The following is a 24397-nucleotide window of genomic DNA, read 5'->3' on the forward strand; positions in this document are numbered from 1 at the left end:
TTCACCTTGTTCCTTCTCTTGCGGCATCACACGGATGCGGGGCTGCTCATCGCAAGCTGCATCAGTGGCGTTTCGGTGCGGCGTGCCGCGCCGGAGTTGATCGAGCGCCCCGACTCATGCTGCGTTTCCGCTCGCATGGTCTGCACGGGCCATTCAAACTGCGACGCTTTCGGCATCGGCCAGTACTGCAATTCAGCGGCAATCTGCCGGTAATCCCGGGCGGCGGCCGTCGCCGGAAAAGCTTCCACCGCGCAGCGCGACAGCTCGTGCGCCCGCGCCACGTGCGGATCTTCGGACACGCAACCTGCCGGCATGAGTTGCACCGCGAGATAGCGGTCCGCAACGCTCGCGAGGTTGTCGAAGGCGAGTTGCGCGTCGGCGGCGTTCTTCACGTGATTCACCACGACCCGGAAGCGGCCGATGGCATGCGCGTAGTGCAAGCGCTTGATGCAGGCGTACGCCTCGGTGATCGCGGCAGGCGCCACGCGGGTCACGATCACGAAGTCGTGCGCTTGCGCGGCAAGACTGGAAAGCGCGCCGCTACGATCGAGCTGGGTATCGATCAGCACGACGTCGGCGGGTCCGTCGAGGAGCACCCGGCAATGCGCGGCGTCCTGGCTGATCCGTTCGTCGCGAGGCGCGGCGATCACGGAAAAGCCGAACGGCGTGTGCGTGACGGCATCCTCCAAAAAACGCTTGCCGGACAACACTGCACCCAGCGCGCCGTTAGGCGGGACCTTGGCCAGCCGGTTCACCGACAACGCGTTCTGGCGCTCGTCGATCACCAGCACGTCCTTGCCTTGTGCGGCGAGGGCGGAGGCGAGGTTGACCACCGTCGAGGTATTGCCGGCCCCCCCCAATCCACCTGCCGGAGCGCCGCACACCGCCACGACCCGAGAGCCGCTGCGCGTCAGCAGACGGCGCAAGCCTTCAGCCTGATCGGACACGAACTTATCCAAAATGGACCTCATGGAGTTCAGTGGAAGCGCGCGCGGAGAGCGCGGACAGGAGCGGCGGCACGTCGTCGTCTTGCGGCACGAACGGTGAGCCGTCACGCGGGATGCAGAAGGCGCTCTTGATCAGGAAGCGCTTGGTCGCGACGTACAGGTTTTCCGGCACCTTCTGACCCGTCGATACGTAATGCACGGGCAGCTTGTAGCGGATCACGGTGTCAAGCACGCCACCCAGGTTCGTGGCTTCATCGAGCTTGGTCAGGATGCAGCCCGCGAGCGGCGGCTGGTCCGGCGTGCTTTGATAGGCCTGCACGACTTCGTTCAGCGTATCGCCGTGGCTGGTTGCGTTCAGCAGCAGCAGGCGCTGCACCGGGTGACCGGCGCCGCACAACATGGCGATATGATCGGCGACGGTGCGGTCGCGCTGGCTCATGCCGATCGTGTCGATCAACACAATGTGCTTGTTGCGCAGTTCGGAGAGCGCGAGTTGCAGGTCGCTTGCATCTTTCACCGCATGCACCGACACCCCGAGGATCTTGCCGAAAATACGCAGTTGTTCGTGTGCGCCGATCCGGTAGCTGTCCGTGGTGAGCAACGCGACCTTGCTGGCGCCGAAGCGCATCACGCAACGCGCGGCGAGCTTGGCGGTGGTCGTGGTCTTGCCCACGCCCGTCGGGCCCATCAGCGCAAAAACACCGCCGCGGTTCATCATCGATTCTTCGCTGTCCATGACGGGCAGGTTGTTTTCGAGCACTTGCTGAACCCATTGCATCGACGCTTCGGCCGCTTCGATCTCCGGCATGTTGTCGACCATCAAACGGACCAGTTGCGCGGAGAAACCGGCGGCAAACAGGCGCTTGGTCAACGCGGCGTGATTCGGGCTGCGGCGCTGGCGATCACCCCACAGCAAGCCGGCGAAGTGCTCTTCCATCATGCCGCGCATGGACGAAAGCTCATTCATGACCGTGTCTTTCATGACTTGCTCCACGCGGGTGCGGACGGCTTCGGTAACGGCGGCGGCAGCCGATGCCGGCAGGCCCGCGAAGGCGCCTTCCTGCATCGAACTGGCGGTTTGCGCCGCGGACATATAGGTTTGCGTCTGGGCGTGCAGTTGCGCGGTCTTTTGTTCCGCGCGGCGAGCGGCGAGTTGCGCCGCTTCGCGTGTCCACCCCGGGGCTTGGGCTGCTTCCTCCGGCGTGACAGTCACGGGAGCGCCCAGTCCCTTCGCAATGGCCGTCGATGCGCTTAGCGCGCGTTGCGGCGCACTTTCAGCCGACGCGTGGGCCGATTGCGCGACCCGGCGTGCGTGCTCGATCAGCCAGGGGTTCGATTCGGCCATCGTGCGCGACCCGTCTTCCGGCTGCGCTTCGGGCTGGGGTGCGTCCAGCGGTTCCGGGTTGGCGCCGAACACCGACGAAAAAACATCGCCGCTCGCATAGGGGTTCGAACCCCCGCTCAAATTCGAATGAGATTGCGAATGTGACTGCGACTGCGGTTGCAAATGCGACGGCGACTGCGACGGGCTTTCGGCCGACGCCCTCAGCTTCATCTCGCGATGCTGGGCGGCTGCTTTCGGGGAAATCTTCGCGAGGTCGCCGTCCGCCACAGCGACAATTTCGATGCTGCCGTCTTCGGTTACCCGGTTCGACAACACGACCGCATCGGGGCCCAGTGCTTCACGGACAAGCCGAAACGCATCGCGACTCGTAGCACCGATAAATTTGCGGATGTTCATTTACCCCCCGATGAGCTCGCACTCACGTTGATCTGTTGCGGTTGACCGGCCGAGCCACGTTTTGAGCGACGTACCGTTTTCCTGTGAATGAATTATTGCAAGGGAGGCTGGCGGACCATCGGCTGATAAGAGCCGGGAAAGCGGGGTAATTCGGGAGATCGGCGGCGGAGCCGGCGCGTGCACTGGATCGGGGAAACCCGTGCCGGATCAAACATCAGACAAATAATTTCATGAACTTGGTGGTCGGGACGGCAAACCTCACCAATTGTTTCATTACCTGGGCGTGTCGCCCGGTATTAGCGTTCAAACGATTATTTCATCTTCGGTTTTATTATTGTGTAACACAGTGCCGGCGAGTTCGTGATAATGATTTTATTAAGTTTTTGAAACGACTTCAATCAAGCCTGAAAATCGATGAACAATGGTTAAGTTAGCGAAATAAATCTATCGTGCGTCAAAGCGAATCTACCTATAATAAATCCAAGGACTATTTAACGAATTCGCAATAACAGGGCAAGAGTTTCACGTCGTGATATTAATCAAGGAATATCAAAATGCTCGGAAACCATTTCGCGCAAACCCATTTTCACTATCGTTCGATGCAAAAACCACGGCATTGGTCATGATCGACATGCAGCGTGACTTTGTTGAACCGGGGGGATTTGGCGAAGCATTGGGAAATGACGTTTTCCTGGTGCGCAGTGCGATCGTCCCATGCGGAAAAGTGTTGAAGGCTGCGTATGATTCGAAGCTGCTGGTCATCCATACGCGTGAGCCATCGAGCCGACCTGACCGACTGCCCACCCGCGAAACTGACCCGGGGCGGCAAGACCTTCATTGGCGCCGACGGTCCAATGGGCCGTGTCCTGGTGCGCGGCGAAGCAGGTCACGACATCATTCCCGAGCTGTTACCCGGCGCCGGGCGAACCGATTATCGACAAACCCGGCAAGGGCGCGTTCTATGAAACCGATCTGCAGCTGATCCTGCAAAACCACACCATCAAGATGCTTATCGTATGCGGGGTGACCACTGAAGTCTGCGAAACCACCACCGTGCGCGAAGCCAACGATCGCGGCTTTGAGCGCATTATCCCGGCAGATTGCGCGGGTTCGTATTGCCCCGAATTCCAGAAGTCGGCGCTGGAGATGATCCAGGCCCAGGGCGCAATTTTCGGCTGGGTCAGCGACGCCGCCGCCATTGTTGACGGCTTGCACGGCTGACGCCACCGGAGCCGGCCATGGCGCTCCTCACGTTCACAGTGTGCTCAGTGGGTTATCTGGCAGAGCATGGGCCGCGCGAGACGCTGCGGTTCTGGGCCCATAGCTGCTTCCAGCATGTGTTGAATATCTCGTCGGCGAGCGGCGAGTTGCTGACTATCAGGCTCGTGACGCCGTCCGGTTGGGATTTGGCGTCATCAGGCGCACTCACAGCAGCCCATCACGCTCGAGAACAACGCGTTGCGCGACGCGCTCTGGCGCGCAAACCTGGACCGGGCGCCATGCTGGCGGCTTATCCAGCGCTGGCAAGCCAGCTGTCGCGGTAGTGTCTGCAACGCGAGGTGCGCAGCAGCTTGCAATTGCTGCCAACCTGGTCGTCGGGCGGACGTTTGCCCAGCCTGAATTCCGGCGACTCAACGGCTGGGCTGGATAGCAGCGTCTCTGAACTGATGGGATACGGGGCGGGGCTGACGCCCGACGGCGACGACTACCTCCTTGGTTATCTGGCGTTGTTATGGTCCTGGCAACATCTCGATCCCATCTCCGCGCATTTGAAACTATTGCGTCCGGTAATCAAGCACCAGCTTCACCGGACGACCAGTATCAGTCGGCATTACCTGGGACTCGCATTGCAGGGACACTATTTACAACCCATTGATCATTTATCAACCGTTCCGATTCGTGGAAGCCCGCCGCTAGACGTAAAGCGCGCAGCAATCAATGTCATGCAATTCGGTTCTTCCTCCGGTGCGGATTGCTTTGCCGGTTTCCTGCGCGGAATAAGAACGCTGGGAAAGGTGACGCAAGAAGAAATGAGCTGATTCTCAAAACGAATCGGGGAACACGATTATCGACATTGTCGAGTGAGCAGGATTGATGGCATCGAGCGCGGACAGCGCCTGATTCGCCAGGCCGGGATTCGGCCAATCCGGAGAAATCGGTATAGCGATTAGTGGAATATTTGAAATGAGCATAAGAACCAAGGTTTTCCAGAACATGTATCAAGACTCCGTCTTCCTGATGCAACTCTCCGCGCACATTTCCAGGCTCGACGGTATCGAGCAGGGGTCGGTGGTGATGGGAACCTGCCCCAATCTCGCGCAACTGCGAGACGTGGGCCTGAACTATGGCTGCAAGGCGGGCCCCAACGACCTCGTGATCGCGGTGCGCGGGGAGATCGCCGTGTGCGACGTCGCGCTCGGTATCGCGGAAGAGCGTATGAGCAGCAAGCCGGAGGTGGTTCAAGTCGTTGCCATTTTATTTAGCAATACCAGTTTTTATCGAAGAACGAAGGCAGAGAGATGAACAAGACTACGTTGCTGGCCGTCAACGGCACGCTCATGTGCGGACTCGAACTGAACGGCAACATGACGGCGGCAGGCGGCGTGTTCGTGCGTGAAGATCAAACCGATCCGCACTACCGGTTCTGGAACATTGGCGATCGCCATCCGGGAATGATTCGCGTAACAACAGGCGGAACGTCGGTCGCGCTTGAGGTCTGGGAGTTGCCGCTTGCGTCGTTCGCCGCGTTGCTGTTGAGCGAACCGGCGGGGCTGGCGATAGGCAAGGTGACCCTTCGCAACGGCAGCCAGCTGTTGGGCGTGCTGGCCGAACCCCGGCTGGTCGAAAACCAGAAGGACATCACCGCGCACGGAAGCTGGCGCGCCTACACCGGCCATTTCCATTCCACCTGACTGCGCGGAATTTCCGAGGAACACTTGTATGCGCGACACTGACGAACGCCCGAATACGGCGCCCGGGTATCGCATTGCCATGATTTTATTAGGCATTGCGATCACGCCGGTTTTACTCTCCTCCTCCAGTCTCGGGAGCCAGCTATCGAGCATGGCGTTGATCAAGGTGGTGGTTATCGGCGGCATCATCCTGACCATTCTTTCGGGCATCACCATTTGCGTCGGCAAGAAGGCACGGCTGCCAACGTACGGCATCGTCAAATATCCATTCGGCGAAAAAGGGGCGGTCGCCATCAACATCCTGCTTGCGGTCAGTTTGTTCGGGTGGATTGCCGTGACCGCGAACATGTTCGGCCATTCGGTTCCCGATCTGCTGGCGCAGCAGGGCCTCGACATACCGGTGCCGGTGCTGGTTGCGGTGGGGTGCGTGATTTTTGTCGCGGCGACGGCTTTTGGCTTCGAACTGCTCGGGAAGGTGGCTCAGTTCGCCATACCCGTCATCGCGTTGATGCTCTGTTATTGCGTATATGTCGCGGCTCACGGAATGGTCCCGGTGCCGGCCGGATTCACCGATATGAACACCCGCGTGGCCGTTTCCACCGTGGTCGGGACGATCATTGTTCTGGTCGCCACGCTGCCTGATTTCGGCAGCTTCGTTCACGATCGCAAGCACGCGCTGATTGGCGCGGTGCTGACGTTCCTGATCGCCTATCCATTGTTGTATTGGGCGGTGCGACGCCGAGCGGGATCTCGGGGAAAGCTTCCTTGCTCGGCGCCATGGCCGTATTCGGGGCCGTGCTGCCGGCCGCTTTACTGCTCATTTTCGCGACCGTAACGGGAAATGCCGGGAACATGTTTCAAGGCACGCTGGTTGTTTCCACCTTGTTCACGCGATTTCCCAAGTGGCAAATTACCGTGGCGCTGGGCGTGCTCGCGGTGATTGTGGGGAGCATGGACATCATGGCGTGGTTTATCCCGTTTCTGCTTTTCCTGGGCATTGCGACGCCGCCCGTGGCGGGGATTTATATTGCAGACTTTCTGCTGTATCGGCGAGGTGGATATGACCAGCGCCTGCTCTCCAGCGACCCGCAAGTGAAGGTGCTTACGTTCGTTGCATGGATCATCGGGTCGCTGGTCGGGTTCATGACCGTGAAGGGCGTGTTTTCCTTCACCAGTATCCCTTCACTCGATTCGATTATTGTCGCTTGCATTTGCTACGCGATGTTCAGCCGGGTCACCCGCCTGCGTAGCGTTGCTTCCGGGCTTTAACAACCGACCTTTAACCGGCGCATTAACGTCCGTCCGCCACGCGATGCGACGGACGTTTTACCCCTGCGGCCCGATCAGGTTCATCACTTTGATGTTCCTGGTATCGGGCACTTCCGCATACGACAGCACCTTCAACTGCGGCAAGCTTCTTCTCAGGAAACGAGCAAGCATGGCGCGCAGCGAATGCTGCACCAGAAGCACCGGCGGCAGCCCCATGTTCTGCTGGCGCAGGATCGCGTTTTGCGTCGAGTTCAACAACGTCTGCGCCAGGCCCGGTTCCAGTCCTGGATTCGCCCCCGTCGCCAACGCCTGCGACAGCACGCGCTCCAGCGCCGGGTCGAGTCCCATTACCTGCAACTCGCCGCTGCCCGGATACCACTGCTGTGTGATCGCGCGGCCCAGCGCCAGACGCACCGCGGCAGTCAGGTCGTACGCGTCGGATACCTTCGGCGCATGTTCCTGCAATGCGTCCAGGATCGTGCGCATATCGCGGATAGGAACGCCTTCGTCCAGCAAGTTCTGCAGCACCTTCTGCAAGGTCGTCAGCGCCAGCGTCTTCGGCACCAGGTCGTCGGTCAACGAAGGCGTGTCCTTGCCGATACGCTCCAGCAACGCCTGCACTTCCTGGCGGCCCAGCAATTCGGCGGCGTGCGTTACGACCAGATGGTTGAGGTGGGTGGCCACGACAGTGCTGGCATCGACCACGGTGTAGCCATACACCTGCGCCTGCTCACGCAAGTTTGTATCGATCCACACCGCCGGCAAACCAAATGCCGGATCTTGCGTCGGATTCCCCGGCAACGTTGCCGAAACCTGACCCGGGTTGATCGCGAGCCACTGACCCGGGAATGCTTCGCCTACGCCCACTTCCACGCCCTTCAACGCAATGCGGTAACCATTCGGACGCAACTCAAGGTTGTCGCGGATATGGATCACCGGCGGCAAGAAGCCGATTTCCTGCGCGAACTTCTTGCGGATACCCTTGATCCGTTTCAACAATTCGCCATCCGCGTTCCGGTCGACGAGCGGTATCAGCCGATACCCCACTTCGAGCCCGAGCGGATCGATCATCGCGACGTCGTCCCAGCTCGCTTCCGTGTTTTCGAGCGGTGCGGCGGCGGCAGGCACGACATCCGTTACCAGCGACGTTTTCTTCTTTGCCTGGATGCGCTGGTTCATCGAACGCGCGGCATACACCAGACCGCCGCCCAGCAGCAAGAAAGCGAAATGCGGCATGCCGGGAATCAGGCCCATGATCCCGATGATCACGCCGGTAATCATCAACACGCGCGGGTTGTTGAACAGCTGCCCCGTCAACTGCGTGCCAATGTCTTCTTCAGTCGCCACCCGCGACACGATCACGCCCGCCGCCGTCGAAATGATCAGCGAGGGGATCTGCGCGACGAGGCCATCGCCAATGGTCAGCAGCGTGTAGTTCGTGGCCGCGTGCGCGAAGTCCATGTCGTGCTGGACCATCCCGACAATCAAGCCGCCCACGATATTGATGATCATGATCATCAAGCCCGCGATCGCATCGCCGCGCACGAACTTGCTTGCACCATCCATGGAACCGTAGAACTCGGCTTCCTGCGCGACTTGCAAACGGCGCTTGCGTGCCTGGTCTTCGTTGATGAGGCCGGCGTTCAAGTCGGCATCAATGGCCATCTGCTTACCCGGCATGGCGTCCAGGGTGAAGCGTGCGCCCACTTCGGCAATCCGCCCCGCGCCCTTCGTGATCACCATGAAGTTGATGATCATCAGGATCACGAACACGACAATACCGACCGCGAAATTCCCGCCCACCAGGAAGTGGCCGAACGATTCGATCACCTGGCCGGCGGCGTCCGGGCCGGTATGGCCTTCGAGCAGCACGATCCGCGTGGACGCCACGTTCAGCGACAAACGCAGCAGCGTGGAGAACAGCAGCACGCTGGGGAACGCAGCGAAGTCGAGCGGTTTTTGCGTGTACATGCTGACCAGCAGCACCATCACCGACAACGCGATGTTGAACGTGAACAGCAAGTCGAGCAAAAAGGCCGGCAACGGCAAGATCATCATGCCGAGGATCATGCAGATCAGCACCGGCCCGGCTAAGGCCCGCAAGTTCTGCGATCCCAATGCGTCAGGGCGCTTCGAGAAAAATCCGGCGCGCGCGTTCATGCTGTGCTTCCTTTCATCGGGTCATTCGGGCCGTTTGGCCCATTAGCGGCGGCGTCTGCCGCGAACGCTTCAGCGGCTTCCTGGTCGGCTTCTGATTCGGGAACGCCGCCCTTGTCGAGTTCGGGCGGAACCTCGAGATTCTCGGGTTTGTCCGGCTTCGTGCCGCCGTCTTCCTTGAACTTGCGCAACTGGTACACCCACGCCAGCACTTGCGCGACGGCGCCGTACAGCGCACCCGGAATCTCGCGGTCGATCTCGACGTTGTGATACAGCGCCCGGGCAAGCGGCGGTGCTTCGAGCAGCGGCACGTTGTGTTCGATCGCCATTTCACGAATACGCGTGGCCACGAGGTTCACGCCTTTTGCGACGACCTTCGGTGCGCGCATCTGGCCATCGGCATATTTCAGCGCGACGGCGAAGTGGGTCGGGTTGGTGACGATCACGTCGGCGGTGGGCACCGCGGTCATCATCCGGCGGCGCGCAGCGGCACGTTGCTGCGCGCGAATGCGGGCCTTGACCGCCGGGTCGCCATCGCTTTCACGATGCTCGCGCTTCACTTCCTCCTTGCTCATGCGCAGCTTCTTCGCGTGCGTCCAAAGCTGGTATGGGACATCGACTGCGGCAACGAGGAACAGTCCGGCGATCGCCATGCCGCAGCACACGACGAGCAGATGCATGGTGTCGGCGAGTGCGAGGTCCAGCGGCTTGGTGACGAGGCCCAGCACTTCGTCCTTGCGGGTCCACATCGCCCAGCCGGCGAGTCCGCCGACCACCAGGGTCTTCAGGATCGACATGCCGAGCGCAATCGGTCCTTGCGACGAGAAGATCTTGCCGAGTCCGCTGATCGGGTTCAGCCGGCTGAAGTTGGGCGCCATGGCTTTGGTGCTGAGCAGCCAGCCGCCGAGCGCCAGGGGCGCGCCAAGCGCGGCCAGGCCCGTCAGCGCGAGCACCGGGGCCAGGGCCATGAAACCTTCCTTGCCGGCGGCGGTTGCGCCGATCAGCATCTGGTTGGTGTCGAGGACGGTTTTGTGATTGAACGTGAACGCGCCGCGCAAGATGGCCTGCATATGCTGGCTGAGAGGCCCGGACAGGCCCCAGATGCCGAAGAACCCCGCCGCCAGCAGCGCGAACGACGTGAGTTCCCGCGAGCGCGCGACCTGACCTTCCTCCCGCGCCTTTTCGAGGCGCTTGGGAGTGGCTGATTCGGTCTTTTCGACGTCGCTCTCTTCTGCCACTTCGCTGCTCTCCAGTCTCGCCGGGCTTCGACGAAGCCGCTAACGCATTGATCCAGTGGAGCGATTATTGCGAAAAGCAGCAAGCGGCCATTGCTTGATCAGGGCGGGGAAACGGGGGCAATTCGGGCGATGGAGCCGGCGCGCAGGGCATGCGGCGAAGGGATGGCGCGAAGGCATTGGGCCAGGCGCCATGAAAAACGCGCCGGTCCCCGGAGAGAAGCGGCGCGTTGCAGTGCATTGAACCGATGAACCTACACCCCGTAGATCCCGGGCACGCGGCCATCGGGACCATAGAACGACGACTTGGGCGGAGCCAGCGTCAGCGCGGCGAGCGCGTTGCGGGTGTATTCCATGCGTGAGCGGATCAGCACGCCGATCGTGTTGTTGCCGCGCCGCGCGCGTCCCGCCGCCGCGAGCAATTCCTGCCAGTGCGAGGTCAGCGCTTCGTGGCCGGTAACGGCTTGCTCCATGCCGACAAAACCCTTCGGCAGCCCGAGTGCGCCGAGCTGCTCGTCACGCTGGCGTTCCAGCGCGGCGATCTGCACGGTCAAGGCGGTTTTCTTTTCGATGATCGAAGGCAGCGTATCGAGCGGCGAGGCCGCAATGAGCGCTTTCTCTTCGTGGGCAAGCAGCGACTCAAACGCGTGGACAGCAGCGGTTTCGTCAATAACAGTGGCAAGCAGGGCGTCTTTCATGGGCGACTCGCTAAAAACTCCGGCACCGCATTCATGGCGGTGCCAAGGTCAAAAAAAGCCGCCCGGCGTTGCATCGTGGAAACGATGCGTTTATCTGAAACTTACCGTCCATGTGCCACGGGCTCGCTCTGGGCGTTGCCTGCAACACTTAGCCGCTATGCTCAGCCGCCGGCCGGCGGGGTGTTCGTTTGCATCAGTTCACGCGCGCTGCTCAGCATGCCGTCGGCAACCTTGCCCGAATCGACCTTGTAGCTGCCGTCGTTCAACGCGGCCTTGATCGACGCGACTTTCGCCGTGTCGATGTCGGACGACGAGCCCGATGTACGCAAATCCGTCGACAACGCCGACAAGCTCACGGTCGAATTCGAGCCGCTGGCGCTGGTCGTGGTGCCGCCGGTCGTGCTGGCGGCTTGCGCGTCGGCTTGCGCCGCACGTTGTTGGGCAGCTTCCTGCAAAGCTGCGATCTGGCTGGTGTTGCTGGAATCGATTTTCACGATGGTCTTCCCTGACGATGTGATTCCTTTATCGGCGGACCGACGTAAAAACTTTAACCTTCCCGCCGCCCGGACCACGTGCCAGTCCGCTTCATCTCCCGCTCAGCCTTATCGGATAAGCCCGCTAAGGAATTGCAACAATTTGAAACAAGTGAGGGATAACCCACATAGGGCAACTCCGGACGATTCTTCAAAGCTGGATCTCCACCGTCGAGCCGTCCTTCACAATACCGGAAATGATCTGTCCCCCGGCCGTTTTTACGCGAACTTGCTGACCGGGCGCAGCGTTATTCATGACGCTGCCTTCCGCCGATATCGAGAATCCTGCGCCGCCGGTCACCACGCGCACGGTCTGGCCGATCACGACGGCACCGGCGCCGCGCAGCATGTCGGTGCGCAGCGGCAGGCCCGCTGCGATCCGCGACAGCGTCACCGCGCCAACGGCTTGTGACGGGTCCGTGACAATGGCTTGCGGCATGCTGGTGAGGTCCCCGTCGCGGGGAACCAAGTCGGCGGCAGTGAGCACTTCGCCGGGCGCGACGGCGCGGGCGGCGAGGTAATACGTCGCCATCACCGAGACGCGCGCCTGCAGATAGAGCGTCCACGGCCGGTCGCCCGAGCAACGCACGCCGACGGTGGTGCGGCCCCAGAGCCGCGAACCCGCCGGCAGGAACGGCTCGAGCGTGGTGCAGGCGGCGAGGCCACGCGGGAAGACCGGCGTGACGGTGATGTCGGCCTTGCCGGGCAAACCCGCCGCCTGCTGTGTCAGGAAGATGAGCGCAGCGGCGCGTACCGAGTCGCCGTCCTGCGTGACCTGGCTGGAAGCACCGGCGATCGCGGGGGCGGGTTGAAGCGGGGCGCGGATGGGCGCGGGGCTGCGCATCGAAACGGGCATCATGCCGGCGACCGGTGTAGCAGGCGCGGCGGCGATCGGCCTTGCCTGGAACCCTCGCGAGGCCACGCGTGGAGTGCCCTGGACCGACGCGCTGCCGTCCGTGGCAACAACCACGGGCATTACGTCGCGTGAGGAGGTGGTGACGCGGGGAAGGGGATCGATGGCCGCAGCCCGGGGTGCGCTTCCAACGTTACTAATAGTAGTAGGCGTGGTAGGCGCTTTCGGCTCGCCATTCCCGGGGATCTCGATCATTGCGCCGGCATCGGGGACATTGTTCGATGCACCGGTCCCGCTCGGCGACATCGCCAGCCTGGGTGCCGCAGCCGCAGCCACGGGCTTCGCCGTCTTCGATTCACCCGGCCCCGGGATCACGATCAGGCCACTGGTATCGGCGGAAGAAGAGGACGCATCGGCGGCGTCGGCGTGGGCATCGAGTGCGAGCGCGGCGGCACGCATGGCGGCATCGGCTGCATGGGCCGCCGCTGCGTAACCCACGGGGCGCGCCGGTTGCGGTTTGACCGGCTGAGCCGGACTCGCCGGCTGGCTTGCGTTCGCGTCCACCGTCATCCCGGCGTTTTTCGCCATCGTCACGACGTCCGCCGGATTGGTTTCGGCAGGACCGGCAATCATGATCGTGCCGCCGCCGCCGCTCTCTTGCGCGCTTGCCGTTGTCACACCGGCTGTCATGAGAGCGAACGCAAGCACGCAAAGCGCAGCCGGACCACGCGGCGCAACACGGCGAGCCAGGTGAGCGCGGGCCTTCACCAGGCCGTTCGCGGCCAGGCGATGAACCGCCGGCTTACGAGCAGGCGCAGTGAAGCTGTGCATTGTGTTTCTCCCAGACCAAAAACGAAAAACCCCGCATCCAAAGTCCGCGAATTCCCTAAAAGATTGATCCACGAGACGAATTCTAGATTTCGGCGGCTAAAGGCAAGCGTCGAATAGAGGCCGGCTTTCCCTGTTATTCGTCTGATTGCATCTTGCGTCTCGCTCCTAAGATTCGTCTCATGCAAAAGTCTTCGATAGCCAATGGCGTCCCGGCACCCGCTTGATTGCCCGGCACCATCACGAGACACGCAAAAGCACGCGAAGCACCGCAGACCAGATCCGAAGCTGAAGGAGGACCGCCATGCTGGACAAGCTCGACCAGGAATTTGCGTTTGGCCGCGAAGCGCTGGATGTGCGCGCATACCGGCAGGAACTGTTGTCGTCGAATATTGCGAACGCCGATACCCCGGGCTACAAGGCGCGCGACGTCGATTTCTCCAGCGCCCTCGCAGGCGCGCTGAAAAAGACCGGCGCGGCGGCGGACGCCACGGCTTCCGGCACCGCGACGCTGCAGATGGCGCAGCCGGTGAGCGTGTCGACCGGCGCGGCGCTCGCGACGACATCGGCGGGACATATGGCCGGCACGACAACGCTTACCGCCAGCGGCGGCAGCACCGACGACTACGGCAAGCTGGCTTACCGGATTCCGAGCCAGCCGGCGCTTGACGGCAATACCGTCGACATGGATTCGGAGCGCGTCCAGTTCGCGGACAACGCGCTGCATTTTGAAGCCGGCATGACGGTGGTGTCGTCGCAGATCAAGACGATGCTTTCCGCGATCACGTCGAACTGAAAGCCAAGCTAACGAGGAGAAGCAATGCCCTCTTTGATGAATATCTTCAGCGTTGCCGGTTCGGCGATGTCCGCGCAGGCGCAGCGCCTGAACGTGACCGCCTCGAACCTGGCGAACGCGGACAGCACGACGGGCCCGGACGGCCAGCCGTACAAGGCGAAGCAGGTGGTGTTCGCCGTCGATCCGCTCGGCGGCGCGCGCACGGCGTCCGGCCAGCAGGTGGGCGGCGTGCAGGTGACGGGGGTGATCGACGACCCGACGCCGATGAAGACCAGCTACGACCCAAGCAATCCCGCAGCAAATTCGGACGGCTACGTGACCTTGCCGAACGTCGATCCGGTGCAGGAAATGGTCAACATGATTTCGGCGTCTCGTTCGTATCAGGCGAATGTGGAAACGCTCAATACCGCCAAGCAGCTGATGCTTAAGACCCTGACGATCGGAACCTGAGGACAACCCCGTGACAACCAACACCACGATCGGCAACAACGGCGCGACGATGTCGCAGACGCTGCTGAACACCATGAACGGCACGTCGAGCACATCCGGCACGTCGTCGTCCAGCTCCAGCGCGACGGGCACGCAGTCGCCGGCGGACCTGCAGAACACCTTCCTGACGCTGCTCGTCACCCAGCTGCAGAACCAGGACCCGACCAACCCGACCGACAGCTCGCAGATGACTTCGCAACTCGCGCAGATCAGCACGGTGCAGGGCATCGGCACGTTGAACACGTCGCTCAGTTCGCTCGCCACGCAGTTGTCGGCCGGACAGTCGGCGCAGGCGGCTTCGCTGATTGGCTCAACCGTGCTCGCGCCGGGCAACACGATGACCGTGTCCGGCGGCAAGGCCAGCAGCTTCGGCGCACAGACGGCCAACGCGCTCGGCGACATGACGGTGAGCGTGACGAACAGCGCCGGCCAGGTGGTAAATACGATCGATCTCGGGCCGCAAGCTGCCGGTACGGTGCCAATCACGGGCTGGACGCCGACGGACAAGACCGGAGCAACGCTGCCCGACGGCACCTACACCATCTCGGCGGCGGGCACGATCAACGGCGCTGCGGCGACCGCTACCGCACTGTCCTCCTCGCAAGTGCAGAGCGTGGTGCAGCAGGCCGACGGCACCACGGGCGTCATGCTGACAACGGGCAAAACGGTTCCGCTGACCAGCATCGCATCGATTCTCTAAGCCCCTATTCATTAGCTCATTCCTCTAGAAGCGGAGACCGTCATGGGTTACCAACAAGGTTTATCTGGTTTGTCCGGCGCGTCGAACGATCTCGATGTGATCGGCAACAACATTGCCAATGCGAACACCGTCGGCTTCAAGCAAGGCCAGGCGCAATTCGCCGATATGTACGCGAACTCGGTGGCCACCGCCGTGAACAACCAGATCGGCATTGGTTCGCAGATGTCGGAAGTGCAGCAGCAGTTCGGCCAGGGCACGATCACCACGACCAGCCAGGCGCTGGATGTCGCGATCAACGGTAATGGCTTTTTCCAGATGTCGAGCAACGGCGCGAACGTGTACTCGCGCAACGGCGTGTTCAACCTCGCGGCGAACGGCACGATCGTCAATGCCGCAGGCCAGACGCTGATGGGTTATGCAGCCAATTCGCAGGGTGTGATCAACAGCTCGTCGACCGTGCCGCTCGTCGTGCCGAATTCGAACCTGCCGCCGGCGGCCACCAAGAACGTGAGTTTCCAGTTCAACCTGAACTCGCAGCAGGCCCTCCCGACCCAGACGCCGTTCGATCCCACCAACGCTAATACATACAGCGCCACCAGCCAGATCAACGTCAACGACTCGCTGGGCGGCACGCATGCGGTCAACGTGTTCTTCGTCAAGCAGGCGACGGGTTCGTGGGAAGCGTATGCGACCACCGGCACGAACAACGCGCTCGTCACGGGAACGGCGACTGGCGTGGCCGGCGATCTGGGCCCGGTCTCGTTCGACCAGTCGGGCAACCTGATCCCGACGCCGCCCGCCACCGCCATTGCGCCGTACGCCTTTTCGATTCCGGATGGCGCGTCCAACACAGCCGGAGCCGTGCAGACCATGGCGATGTCATTCGCCGGCACGACCCAGTACGGTGCAACGACCGGTCTCGTGAGCAGCAGCCAGGACGGCTATTCATCGAGCGAACTGGCGGGCTTTTCGGTCGGCACGGACGGCACGCTGACCGGCACGTACACGAACGGCAAGACGCAAGCGCTCGGTCAGATCGCGCTCGCGACGTTCGCCAACCAGAACGGCTTGCAGGACCTTGGCGGCAACAACTACCAGCAGACCGCGGCATCGGGCCTCGCGCAGGTGTCGGTGCCGGGGTCGACCAACCACGGCTCGCTGCAAGGTGGCGCGGTGGAAAACTCGAACGTCGACCTGACCAGCTCGCTGGTGGACCTGATCACGGCGCAGCGCAATTACCAGGCGAACGCGCAGACGATCAAGACGCAGCAAACCGTCGACCAGACGCTCATCAACCTGTAAGAGCCGCAGCCAAGCCGCGCACGAGAGAGTCATAAATGGACCGTCTGATCTATACCGCGATGAGCGGCGCCGCGCAGGCGCTCGAGCAGCAGAGCGTCACGGCGAACAACCTCGCCAATGCGTCGACGACGGGCTTTCGTGCGCAGCTTTCAGCGTTTCGACAGGTGCCGATGAACTTCGAGAACAATGCGTCCGGCGACCCGACCACGCGCACCTTCGTGCTGTCGTCCACGCCGACCGCCGACTACACGCCGGGTCCGATCCAGCAGACCGGCAATCCGCTGGACGTCGCTGTCCAGGGTCCGGGCTGGCTTTCCGTGCAGACGGAAGACGGCGGCGAGGCGTACACGCGCGCCGGCAATCTTCATGTCGACGCCAATGGCCAGCTGGTCACGGCAAACAACCTGCCGGTGCTCGGCAATGCCGGTCCCATGTCGATCCCGCCGGGCGCGGAAGTCACTATCGGCAAGGACGGGACGGTAACCGCGCTGATGCCGGGCGACCCGCCGACATCGATTGCGACGGTCGACCAGTTGAAGCTCGTCAATCCCGAAGCGGGCACCTTGACGCGCGGCGACGACGGTTTGTTTCGCACCGCCGACAACCAGCCAGCCGACGCCGATCCGACGGTGACGGTGGCGCCCGCGTCGCTGGAAGGCAGCAACGTGAATGCGGTGTCCGCGATGGTCGACATGATCACCAACGCCCGCCAGTTCCAGATGCAGACCAAGTTGCTCGATTCGGCCAACTCGAACGATCAGTCGGCTAACAAGCTGCTCGACTTCAGTTAATCCGCAGTACCAGGATAAAAAACATGAACCGCTCTCTCTACATCGCAGCAACCGGCATGAACGCGCAACAGTCGCAGATGGACGTGATTTCGAACAATCTCGCCAACGTCAGCACGAACGGCTTCAAGGGCTCGCGCGCGGTGTTCGAGGACTTGCTGTACCAGACCGTGCGCCAGCCGGGCGCGAGCTCCACGCAGCAGACCGAACTGCCGTCGGGCAGCCAGATCGGCACCGGCGTGCAACAGGTCGCGACCGAGCGCCTCTACACACAGGGCAACCTGTCGCAGACCGGCAACTCGAAGGACGTCGCCATCAACGGCAACGGCTTTTTCCAGGTGACGATGCCCGACGGCACGACCGCTTACACCCGCGACGGCTCGTTCCAGACCAACGCGCAAGGCCAGCTCGTCACGTCGAGCGGTTATCAGGTAACCCCGGCAATCACGATCCCGACGAATGCGACCAGCATCACGATCGGCTCGGACGGCACGGTCACGACCACGGCGCAGGGCAGCTCGGCCAACACGACGGTCGGCCAGCTGCAGCTCGCGACCTTCATCAACCCGGCCGGCCTCGACGCGCGCGGTGAAAACCTGTTTGCGGAAACGGCTTCGTCCGGCACGGCGAACGTCGTGACGCCGGGTTTGAACGGTGCGGGACAGTTGCAGCAGGGGTATGTGGAGTCGTCGAATGTAAACGTGGTCCAGGAACTGGTGAACATGATCCAGACCCAGCGCGCCTATGAAATCAACAGCAAGGCCGTGACCACGTCGGACCAGATGCTGCAGACGCTGAGCCAGATGCAGGTTTAAGCCGCATCAACCGCATCGGCAGCGTAATTCCGAAGGACCACGAAGATGTCATCACAATTCTCACGTATTCGCAGCATATCGGTGCTGGCGCTGGTCGCCCTGGCGGCCTGCGCGCTCGTGCCCAAAGAGCCGATCACCCAGCAGCCGATGACCGCCCGCCCGCCGGCGCCGCCGCTCAATTCGGCATCGCCCGGCGCGATCTACAACGCGGGCTACGCGGGGCGGCCGCTGTTCGAGGACCAGCGCCCGCGCAATACCGGCGACATCATCACCATCGTGATTGCGGAAAACGTCAACGCGACGAAGTCGTCCGCGGCGAATGCTGCGCGCAACGCCAGCGAGGCGTTCGCCGTGCCGACCACACCGGGCATTTTCGGCGGGCTGTTCCACAACACCAACCTGAGCGCCAGCGGTTCCAACGGTTTCAACGGCGCGGGCGGCGCGAGCGCGGCCAATACCTTCAACGGCACGCTGACGGTCACCGTCACGGGTGTCCTGCCCAACGGCAACCTGGAAGTGAGCGGCGAAAAGCAGATGCTCATCAACCAGGGCAACGAATTCGTGCGTTTCTCCGGTGTCGTCAATCCGACGACCATCTCCGGCACCAACACGGTGTTTTCCACCCAGGTCGCGGACGCGAAGATCGAGTATTCGGCGAAGGGTTATATCGATGAATCGCAGCAGATGGGCTGGCTCCAGCGCTTCTTTCTCAACGTGGCGCCCTTCTGATCATGAAACTCTTTCTTCGCTTCGTTCTCATTGCGCTGGCACTCGCTGCCGCACTTCCGCAGGCCGCGCAGGCGGAACGCCTCAAGGACCTGGTTTCGTTCCAGGGCGTGCGTGACAATCCGCTGATCGGCTATGGCCTCGTGGTCGGGCTCGACGGCACGGGCGACCAGACCACCCAGACGCCATTCACCACGCAGAGTTTGGTCAACATGCTCGGCAACCTCGGCATCACGCTCAATGCCGCGACCACCCAGAACATGCAGTTAAAGAACGTCGCCGCCGTGATGGTGACGGCCGTGCTGCCGCCGTTCTCGCGGCCGGGCGAAGCAATCGACGTGACGGTGTCGTCGCTTGGCAATGCGAAGAGCCTGCGCGGCGGCACGCTGCTGATGGCGCCGCTCAAAGGCGCCGACGGCCAGGTCTACGCCATGGCGCAGGGCAATCTCGCGGTCGGCGGCGCGGGCGCCAGCGCGAACGGCAGCAAGGTGCAGGTCAACCAGCTTGCGGTCGGCCGGATTCCGGGCGGGGCGCTGGTCGAACGCGCCGTGCCCGCAGCGGTGACGCAAGCCGGCGGCGTGATGACGATGGAGCTGAACACGCTCGACTTCGACACCACGCAGAAGATTGTCGCGGCGGTGAACAACGACTTCGGCATGGGCACGGCGATCGCGCTCGACGGCCGCACGATCCAGTTGCGCGCCCCGACCGATCCGTCCCAGGTGGTGTCGTTCATGGCGCAGCTCGAGAATATCGACGTCAGGCCGTCGCAAGCTGCGGCGAAGGTGATCGTCAATGCGCGCACGGGTTCTATCGTGATGAACCAGATGGTCACGCTGCAGAACTGCGCGGTCGCACATGGCAATTTGTCGGTGGTGATCAACACGACGACCGCCGTGAGCCAGCCGGGCGCGTTCTCCAACGGACAAACCGTGGCGGCGAAGCAGTCGAGCATCCAGTTGAAGCAGGACACGGGCGCGCTGAAGCAGGTGGCGGCAAGCGCGACGCTCGCGGACGTGGTCAAGGCGTTGAATGCGCTCGGCGCGACGCCGGCGGATTTGATTTCGATTTTGCAATCGATGAAAGCGGCGGGTGCGTTGCGCGCCGATCTTGAAATTATTTAAAGGCGACAGGTCATGAACGCGAACGGGACCGGTACGACAAGCAACGCGCTCGCATCGATGAATACGACGGACACGAGCAGCGGCCTGGGTTCGTTGTCGAACCGGTTTGCGCTCGACGTGCAGGGCTTCGACGCCATGCGCGCGCAGGCCAACGCCAACCCTCAGCAGGGTTTAAAGGCGGCGGCCAAGCAATTCGACTCCGTTTTCACGCAGATGATGTTGAAGAGCATGCGGGACGCCACGCCGTCGGACAGTCCTTTCGATTCGAACGACAGCAAGACCTTCACGTCGATGCTCGACCAGCAGCTTTCGCAGAACATGGGCGCGAAGGGCATTGGCGTAGCCGACATGATGCTCAAGCAACTGATGCGCAACGCCGGGGCCACGTCTTCCGCGAACGGCGCGGGGGCAGGCGCGGACGCGAGTGGCGACAGCAGCGCGAACGCCGGCAATCTTGCCGCCATGAACGCGATGGCAAAGGCGTACGCGAACGCGCCGGGGTCCGCGAGGGCATCGCTTTCCGGCAACGGTTATAGCGCCGAGAGCGCGCTGACGCCGCCCGCACGCGGCGTGGGCTCGGACAAGGTCGCCGCGTTTGTCGACCGGCTGGCCGCGCCGGCACAGGCGGCCAGTTCGGCGACCGGGATTCCGGCGCGATTCATCATTGGCCAGGCGGCGCTAGAGTCGGGCTGGGGCAAGCGCGAGATCAAGAACACCGACGGCACCACGAGTCACAACGTGTTCGGGATCAAGGCGAGCAGCGACTGGACCGGCAAGACCACGAGCGCCGTAACCACGGAATACGTCAACGGCAAACCGCAGAAAGTGGTGGAGAAATTCCGCTCGTACGACTCGTACGAAGACGCTCTCACCGACTACGCCAGCGTGCTCAAGAGCAATCCGCGCTACGCGCCGGTCGTGGAAGCCTCGCGCGATGCCGCGGGTTTTGCGCACGGAATGCAGAAGGCGGGCTACGCAACCGACCCGCAATACGCTAAAAAGTTGATTTCGATCATGCGGCACATCGCTTGATGGAGTGCGGACTGGCGCACCTTTTGCGGCATTTAATATAGGTACACAAAACGTATTACGAGTAAGGTATCAAAAGCGACGGGGCTAATGTCGCACTATAAGACGATGCAGGCTGACGGCGAGGAACGGGCGCATGGTGCGCCTGGAAGGCAGCCGGCCGGGACGCATCGAAATGGAGAGAACGTGCCGGTTCGTTTCGATTTGCGCACTTTGCGAATGTTTTCGGTCGTCCGGGACGGGATTAGGGAAGTTTTTTTACAACCCACCCTAAATATTCTGTCCCCGTTGCCGCTAAATGACATATCGAAGTGCCGGACCCGCAGGGTCCGGTTGGACGCTCAAACAGTCCCGGGCAACGGGACGCGAGCGAGCAAACGAACACGGCAAGCTCCATGAACATGAATCCGCCAAATGGTTCCGGCATCGCAGACGACGAGTCCGACACTCACGATTTCGGCCGGCGTAATCCGTTGGAAATCGGTGTCTCCCTACGCAACCTCGTCAACCGGGCCGATTTCCTGACTGTCGATCACGGCAGTGGGCAGATCGTTACGCGCCTGCTCGACGTGAATCCGGCGGCGCATACATTCGTCTTCGACTGGGGCGGCATTCCCGAGCAGAACCAGGCCATGCTGCGCACGGAAAACCTGATGTTTCACGCGAGCCCCGACGGAATCCGTGTGGAATTCGCGACCGGCACACCGCGTGAAGTCGTCTTCGAAGGCCGCCCGGCGTTTGAAGCGGATTTTCCGCCAGTGCTGTTCTACATGCAGCGGCGCGAGTATTTCCGTGTGGAAGCGCCCGTGCTCGATCCCTACATCTGCAGCGGCGAACTGCCGAACGGCGAGCGTTTTCGCTTTGAAGTGAACGACCTGTCGCTGGGTGGCGTGGCGCTGCGGACCATGGACGAGCGGGTTGCATCCATGGAAGTCGGCTTGATCCTGCGTTCCGTGGAGCTGCACTTCAGCAACCCGGGCAAGGTGGTGCTCGACCTGCAACTGATGTCGAACCGGCAGACGGAGAATACGAAGGGCGAACTGCGCTATACGCTCGGCTTCAAGTTCATGAGCTTGCCGGGATCGGCGGAAAACACGCTGCAGCGCCTGATTACGCAACTCGAGATGAAGCGCCGGTCGCTGGCGCGCTAAGCTTGATGCGGTTGATGCGGCGGCGAGCTTTGCGCTCGCTCCGCCCACGCCAGCTCACGTCAGAGTACTCAACTCCTTCCCCCCGTAACACCCCACCCGTCCATCCGGCGAACTGACGCCCAATCCCCCCGTTGCTTCATCGATTGATCAGTTCAATGCCGATGAATAATCCGTCATGGCGCAGTGCGCGTGCAGGTTTCGTCGGGGCCTGAGCCGGGCGGCGCTCAAACCACGCGCGCCCCGAACCACCGCGCGGGGATTCAACTTTTTCTGCAATCGGCCGATATACACCAGTTGCCGTCTGACAGCGGCGGCCCGGGTTTTGGGCCTTTACCAGGATTCCTTGCATGTCCCTATTCGATATCGGCGTCAGTGGTCTTAATGCAGCCCAGTGGGGTTTGACGACTACCGGACAGAACATCAGCAACGCCGCGACCCCTGGCTACACCCAGGAGAAGCCGGTGTACCAGGAAGCGTCGGGGCAATACACGACCTCGGGTTATCTGGGCTCCGGGGTGACGACGGCAACTGTCACGCGCTCCTACAGTTCGTTCCTGACCACGCAGCTCAATGCCGCGCAGTCCACCAGCAGTTCGCTGAGCACCTACTATTCGATGTTGTCGCAGTTGAACAACCTCGTGGGCGATCCGACAACGGGTATTGGCGCCGGCATGACGAGCTATTTCACGAGCTTGCAGTCGGTGGCGAACAGCCCCGCCACGACGTCGACGCGGCAGTCGCTGATGAGCAGCGGGCAATCGCTTGTCGACCAGATGAATGCTGCGGCTGCGAACTACAACCAGCTTCGCTCCGGCGTCAACCAGTCGCTCACCAACGCGGTCACGCAGATCAACAGCTACACCAGCCAGATCGCCGCGCTGAACGGCCAGATTGTGACCGCGAGCGCGCAGGGCCAGCCGCCGAACCAACTGCTCGATGCGCGCGATCAGGCGGTATCGAACCTCAGCCAATTGACGAACGTGCAGGTCACCACGGTCAACGGCATGTACAACGTGTCGATCGGCACGGGCCAGCCGCTGGTTTCGGGTACCACGGGGTATCAACTGCAGGCGGTGACGTCGACGTCGGACCCGAGCGAGTTGTCGATCGCGTATGCATCGCCGACCGGCTCGCCGCAGACGCCCGCGCAAACGCAATATTTGCCGGACTCCACGTTCGGCGGCGGCACGGTAGGCGGATTGCTTGCGTTTCGCAGCCAGTCGCTCGATCCGGCGCAGGCCCAGCTTGGCTCGCTCGCGACCAGTTTCGCCGCGCAACTGAACCAGCAAAACTCTCTGGGCGTGGACCTGAACGGCAACCCCGGCACCGCGCTGTTCTCGACCGGCAGCCCGACCACCTATGCGAATTCGCGCAACACGGGCAATGCTCAGCTTAGCGTATCGATTGCGGATCCGACCCAGCCGCCCAGCAGCAACTACACGCTGTCGTACAACGGCACGAACTACACGCTCACCGACAGCGCGAGCGGCGCGGCGCTCGGCACGCTCACAGCCGATCCGACGACCGGAGCGGTCAGCGGCACGGTTGCGGGGCTGAATATCTCGTTGACGAGCGGCACCATGAAGGCCGGCGATTCGTTCACCATCCAGCCAACGAGCGGCGCGCTCGCCGCGTTCTCGCTGGTGACCACGAACCCGACCGCAATCGCCGCGGCGTCCCCGGCGGTGGCATCGGCGGGAGCGAGCAACGCCGGCACGGCGAACATTTCGGCGGCAACCGTGATAGCCGGATATTCGATACCGAGCAGCATGACGCTGACGTACAACTCGACGGCGCAGCAACTGACCTCGAACGTGCAGGTCACGTTGCCGAACGGCACGACCGTTGCGGCAGGCACCCCGTTCGCGTACAGCCCCGCCCAGGGTCTCACCATATCGAACGGCACGGGTGTCAGCGCAACGATCAGCGGCACGCCGGCAAACGGCGATACCTTCACCATTGCGGCGAACCAGGGCGGCAGCAGCGACGGCAGCAACGCACTCGCAATGGCGAATCTCGGAACGGCGAAGTCGCTGAACGGCGGCACGGACTCGTTGACGAGCGCGTACGCGAACTACGTCAACCAGATCGGCAACGAGACCAACAATCTGCAGAGTTCGAGTACGTCGGCGACCGCGGTGCTCACGCAGGCGACGTCGGCGCAGCAGTCCGTGTCGGGCGTGAACCTGAATGAAGAGGCCGCCAACCTGATTCAGTACCAGCAGTTGTACCAGGCCAACAGCAAGGTCATCCAGACCGCCTCCACGCTGTTCACAACGCTGCTCGGCATTTTCAACTGAGGTT

The 24397-nt window shown here is 62.2% G+C and carries 25 protein-coding genes and 1 pseudogene; 18 read left to right on the top strand and 8 right to left on the bottom strand.

The window, feature by feature from the left end:
• Positions 1-26: 26 nt before the first annotated feature.
• Together ABH944_RS12395 and flhF are read right to left on the bottom strand one after the other, a co-directional pair.
• Positions 27-959 (bottom strand): MinD/ParA family ATP-binding protein, encoded by a 933-nt coding sequence (locus ABH944_RS12395; protein WP_404606206.1) that lies wholly within the window; start codon positions 957-959, stop codon positions 27-29.
• The gene (flhF, locus tag ABH944_RS12400) at positions 952-2688 is read right to left on the bottom strand and encodes a flagellar biosynthesis GTPase FlhF (protein ID WP_404606208.1); all 1737 of its coding nucleotides are present in this window, start codon (positions 2686-2688) and stop codon (positions 952-954) included. The genes ABH944_RS12395 and flhF overlap by 8 nt, the downstream gene beginning before the upstream one ends.
• Before the next feature lie 622 nt (positions 2689-3310).
• Here flhF and ABH944_RS12405 point away from each other — a divergent pair.
• From ABH944_RS12405 to ABH944_RS12415, 3 genes and pseudogenes are all read left to right on the top strand, one after another.
• A pseudogene (locus ABH944_RS12405) lies at positions 3311-3909 on the top strand (cysteine hydrolase family protein).
• Positions 3910-3926: 17 nt separating this feature from the next.
• A complete protein-coding gene (locus ABH944_RS12410; protein ID WP_404606210.1) occupies positions 3927-4232 on the top strand; it encodes a hypothetical protein in 306 nt (101 codons plus the stop codon).
• A gap of 27 nt (positions 4233-4259) precedes the next feature.
• Complete coding sequence (locus tag ABH944_RS12415) at positions 4260-4727, top strand: oxamate carbamoyltransferase subunit AllH family protein (RefSeq protein WP_404606212.1); 468 nt, start codon at positions 4260-4262, stop codon at positions 4725-4727.
• A gap of 3 nt (positions 4728-4730) precedes the next feature.
• Here the strand turns inward: ABH944_RS12415 and ABH944_RS12420 are convergent, their stop codons facing one another.
• Positions 4731-4904 carry a hypothetical protein gene (locus ABH944_RS12420; protein ID WP_404606213.1) on the bottom strand — a complete coding sequence of 58 codons (174 nt, stop codon included), beginning with the start codon at positions 4902-4904 and terminating at the stop codon, positions 4731-4733.
• Between ABH944_RS12420 and ABH944_RS12425 the strand changes: the two genes are divergently transcribed.
• The 4 genes from ABH944_RS12425 to ABH944_RS12440 are packed head-to-tail and all read left to right on the top strand — an operon-like array spanning position 4903 to position 6869.
• A complete protein-coding gene (locus tag ABH944_RS12425) occupies positions 4903-5211 on the top strand; it encodes a hypothetical protein (RefSeq protein WP_404606215.1) in 309 nt (102 codons plus the stop codon). The two genes, ABH944_RS12420 and ABH944_RS12425, sit on opposite strands and share 2 nt — an antisense overlap.
• Entirely contained in the window at positions 5208-5600 is a 393-nt protein-coding gene (locus tag ABH944_RS12430; RefSeq protein WP_404606216.1) for an allophanate hydrolase-related protein, read from the top strand. Before ABH944_RS12425 ends, ABH944_RS12430 begins: the two co-directional genes overlap by 4 nt.
• 28 nt (positions 5601-5628) lie before the next feature.
• Complete coding sequence (locus ABH944_RS12435) at positions 5629-6435, top strand: cytosine permease (protein WP_404606217.1); 807 nt, start codon at positions 5629-5631, stop codon at positions 6433-6435.
• Positions 6378-6869, top strand: a complete 492-nt coding sequence (locus tag ABH944_RS12440; RefSeq protein ID WP_404606218.1) for a cytosine permease — start codon at positions 6378-6380, stop codon at positions 6867-6869. The genes ABH944_RS12435 and ABH944_RS12440 overlap by 58 nt, the downstream gene beginning before the upstream one ends.
• A gap of 57 nt (positions 6870-6926) precedes the next feature.
• On the opposite strand, the gene flhA is transcribed toward ABH944_RS12440, so the two are convergent.
• From flhA to flgA, 5 genes are all read right to left on the bottom strand, one after another.
• On the bottom strand, positions 6927-9029 hold the full coding sequence (gene flhA, locus ABH944_RS12445; RefSeq protein ID WP_062084895.1) for a flagellar biosynthesis protein FlhA: 2103 nt from the start codon (positions 9027-9029) through the stop codon (positions 6927-6929).
• Complete coding sequence (gene flhB / locus ABH944_RS12450) at positions 9026-10264, bottom strand: flagellar biosynthesis protein FlhB (protein WP_404606221.1); 1239 nt, start codon at positions 10262-10264, stop codon at positions 9026-9028. Before flhB ends, flhA begins: the two co-directional genes overlap by 4 nt.
• 251 nt (positions 10265-10515) lie before the next feature.
• A complete protein-coding gene (locus tag ABH944_RS12455) occupies positions 10516-10959 on the bottom strand; it encodes a flagella synthesis protein FlgN (protein ID WP_404606222.1) in 444 nt (147 codons plus the stop codon).
• A 161-nt stretch (positions 10960-11120) separates the two neighbouring features.
• On the bottom strand, positions 11121-11453 hold the full coding sequence (gene flgM / locus ABH944_RS12460) for a flagellar biosynthesis anti-sigma factor FlgM (RefSeq protein ID WP_404606223.1): 333 nt from the start codon (positions 11451-11453) through the stop codon (positions 11121-11123).
• A 190-nt stretch (positions 11454-11643) separates the two neighbouring features.
• The gene (gene flgA, locus ABH944_RS12465; protein ID WP_404606225.1) at positions 11644-13176 is read right to left on the bottom strand and encodes a flagellar basal body P-ring formation chaperone FlgA; all 1533 of its coding nucleotides are present in this window, start codon (positions 13174-13176) and stop codon (positions 11644-11646) included.
• 301 nt (positions 13177-13477) lie between these two features.
• Here flgA and flgB point away from each other — a divergent pair, with 301 nt between their 5' ends.
• From flgB to flgK, 11 genes are all read left to right on the top strand, one after another.
• Positions 13478-13969, top strand: a complete 492-nt coding sequence (gene flgB / locus ABH944_RS12470) for a flagellar basal body rod protein FlgB (RefSeq protein ID WP_404606227.1) — start codon at positions 13478-13480, stop codon at positions 13967-13969.
• 24 nt (positions 13970-13993) lie between these two features.
• Positions 13994-14419 carry a flagellar basal body rod protein FlgC gene (gene flgC / locus ABH944_RS12475; protein ID WP_404606228.1) on the top strand — a complete coding sequence of 142 codons (426 nt, stop codon included), beginning with the start codon at positions 13994-13996 and terminating at the stop codon, positions 14417-14419.
• 10 nt (positions 14420-14429) lie between these two features.
• Positions 14430-15158: a flagellar hook assembly protein FlgD gene (locus ABH944_RS12480; protein ID WP_404606229.1), complete on the top strand. Its 729-nt coding sequence runs from the start codon at positions 14430-14432 to the stop codon at positions 15156-15158.
• A 42-nt stretch (positions 15159-15200) separates the two neighbouring features.
• Complete coding sequence (gene flgE / locus ABH944_RS12485) at positions 15201-16460, top strand: flagellar hook protein FlgE (protein ID WP_404606230.1); 1260 nt, start codon at positions 15201-15203, stop codon at positions 16458-16460.
• Positions 16461-16495: 35 nt separating this feature from the next.
• Positions 16496-17251, top strand: coding sequence for a flagellar basal-body rod protein FlgF (flgF, locus tag ABH944_RS12490; protein ID WP_404606232.1), 756 nt, complete (start codon positions 16496-16498; stop codon positions 17249-17251).
• A gap of 23 nt (positions 17252-17274) precedes the next feature.
• Positions 17275-18063: a flagellar basal-body rod protein FlgG gene (gene flgG / locus ABH944_RS12495; protein WP_404606234.1), complete on the top strand. Its 789-nt coding sequence runs from the start codon at positions 17275-17277 to the stop codon at positions 18061-18063.
• A 45-nt stretch (positions 18064-18108) separates the two neighbouring features.
• A complete protein-coding gene (locus tag ABH944_RS12500; RefSeq protein WP_404606235.1) occupies positions 18109-18792 on the top strand; it encodes a flagellar basal body L-ring protein FlgH in 684 nt (227 codons plus the stop codon).
• Between the two features lie 2 nt (positions 18793-18794).
• A complete protein-coding gene (locus ABH944_RS12505; protein WP_404606237.1) occupies positions 18795-19913 on the top strand; it encodes a flagellar basal body P-ring protein FlgI in 1119 nt (372 codons plus the stop codon).
• Positions 19914-19970: 57 nt separating this feature from the next.
• On the top strand, positions 19971-20945 hold the full coding sequence (gene flgJ, locus ABH944_RS12510; RefSeq protein WP_404606474.1) for a flagellar assembly peptidoglycan hydrolase FlgJ: 975 nt from the start codon (positions 19971-19973) through the stop codon (positions 20943-20945).
• Positions 20946-21343: 398 nt separating this feature from the next.
• Positions 21344-22093, top strand: a complete 750-nt coding sequence (locus ABH944_RS12515; protein WP_404606476.1) for a flagellar brake protein — start codon at positions 21344-21346, stop codon at positions 22091-22093.
• Positions 22094-22440: 347 nt separating this feature from the next.
• Entirely contained in the window at positions 22441-24393 is a 1953-nt protein-coding gene (gene flgK / locus ABH944_RS12520) for a flagellar hook-associated protein FlgK (RefSeq protein ID WP_404606239.1), read from the top strand.
• The last annotated feature ends 4 nt before the right edge of the window (positions 24394-24397 follow it).

Source organism: Caballeronia udeis (assembly GCF_044909315.1).
Lineage (GTDB): Bacteria > Pseudomonadota > Gammaproteobacteria > Burkholderiales > Burkholderiaceae > Caballeronia > Caballeronia udeis_A.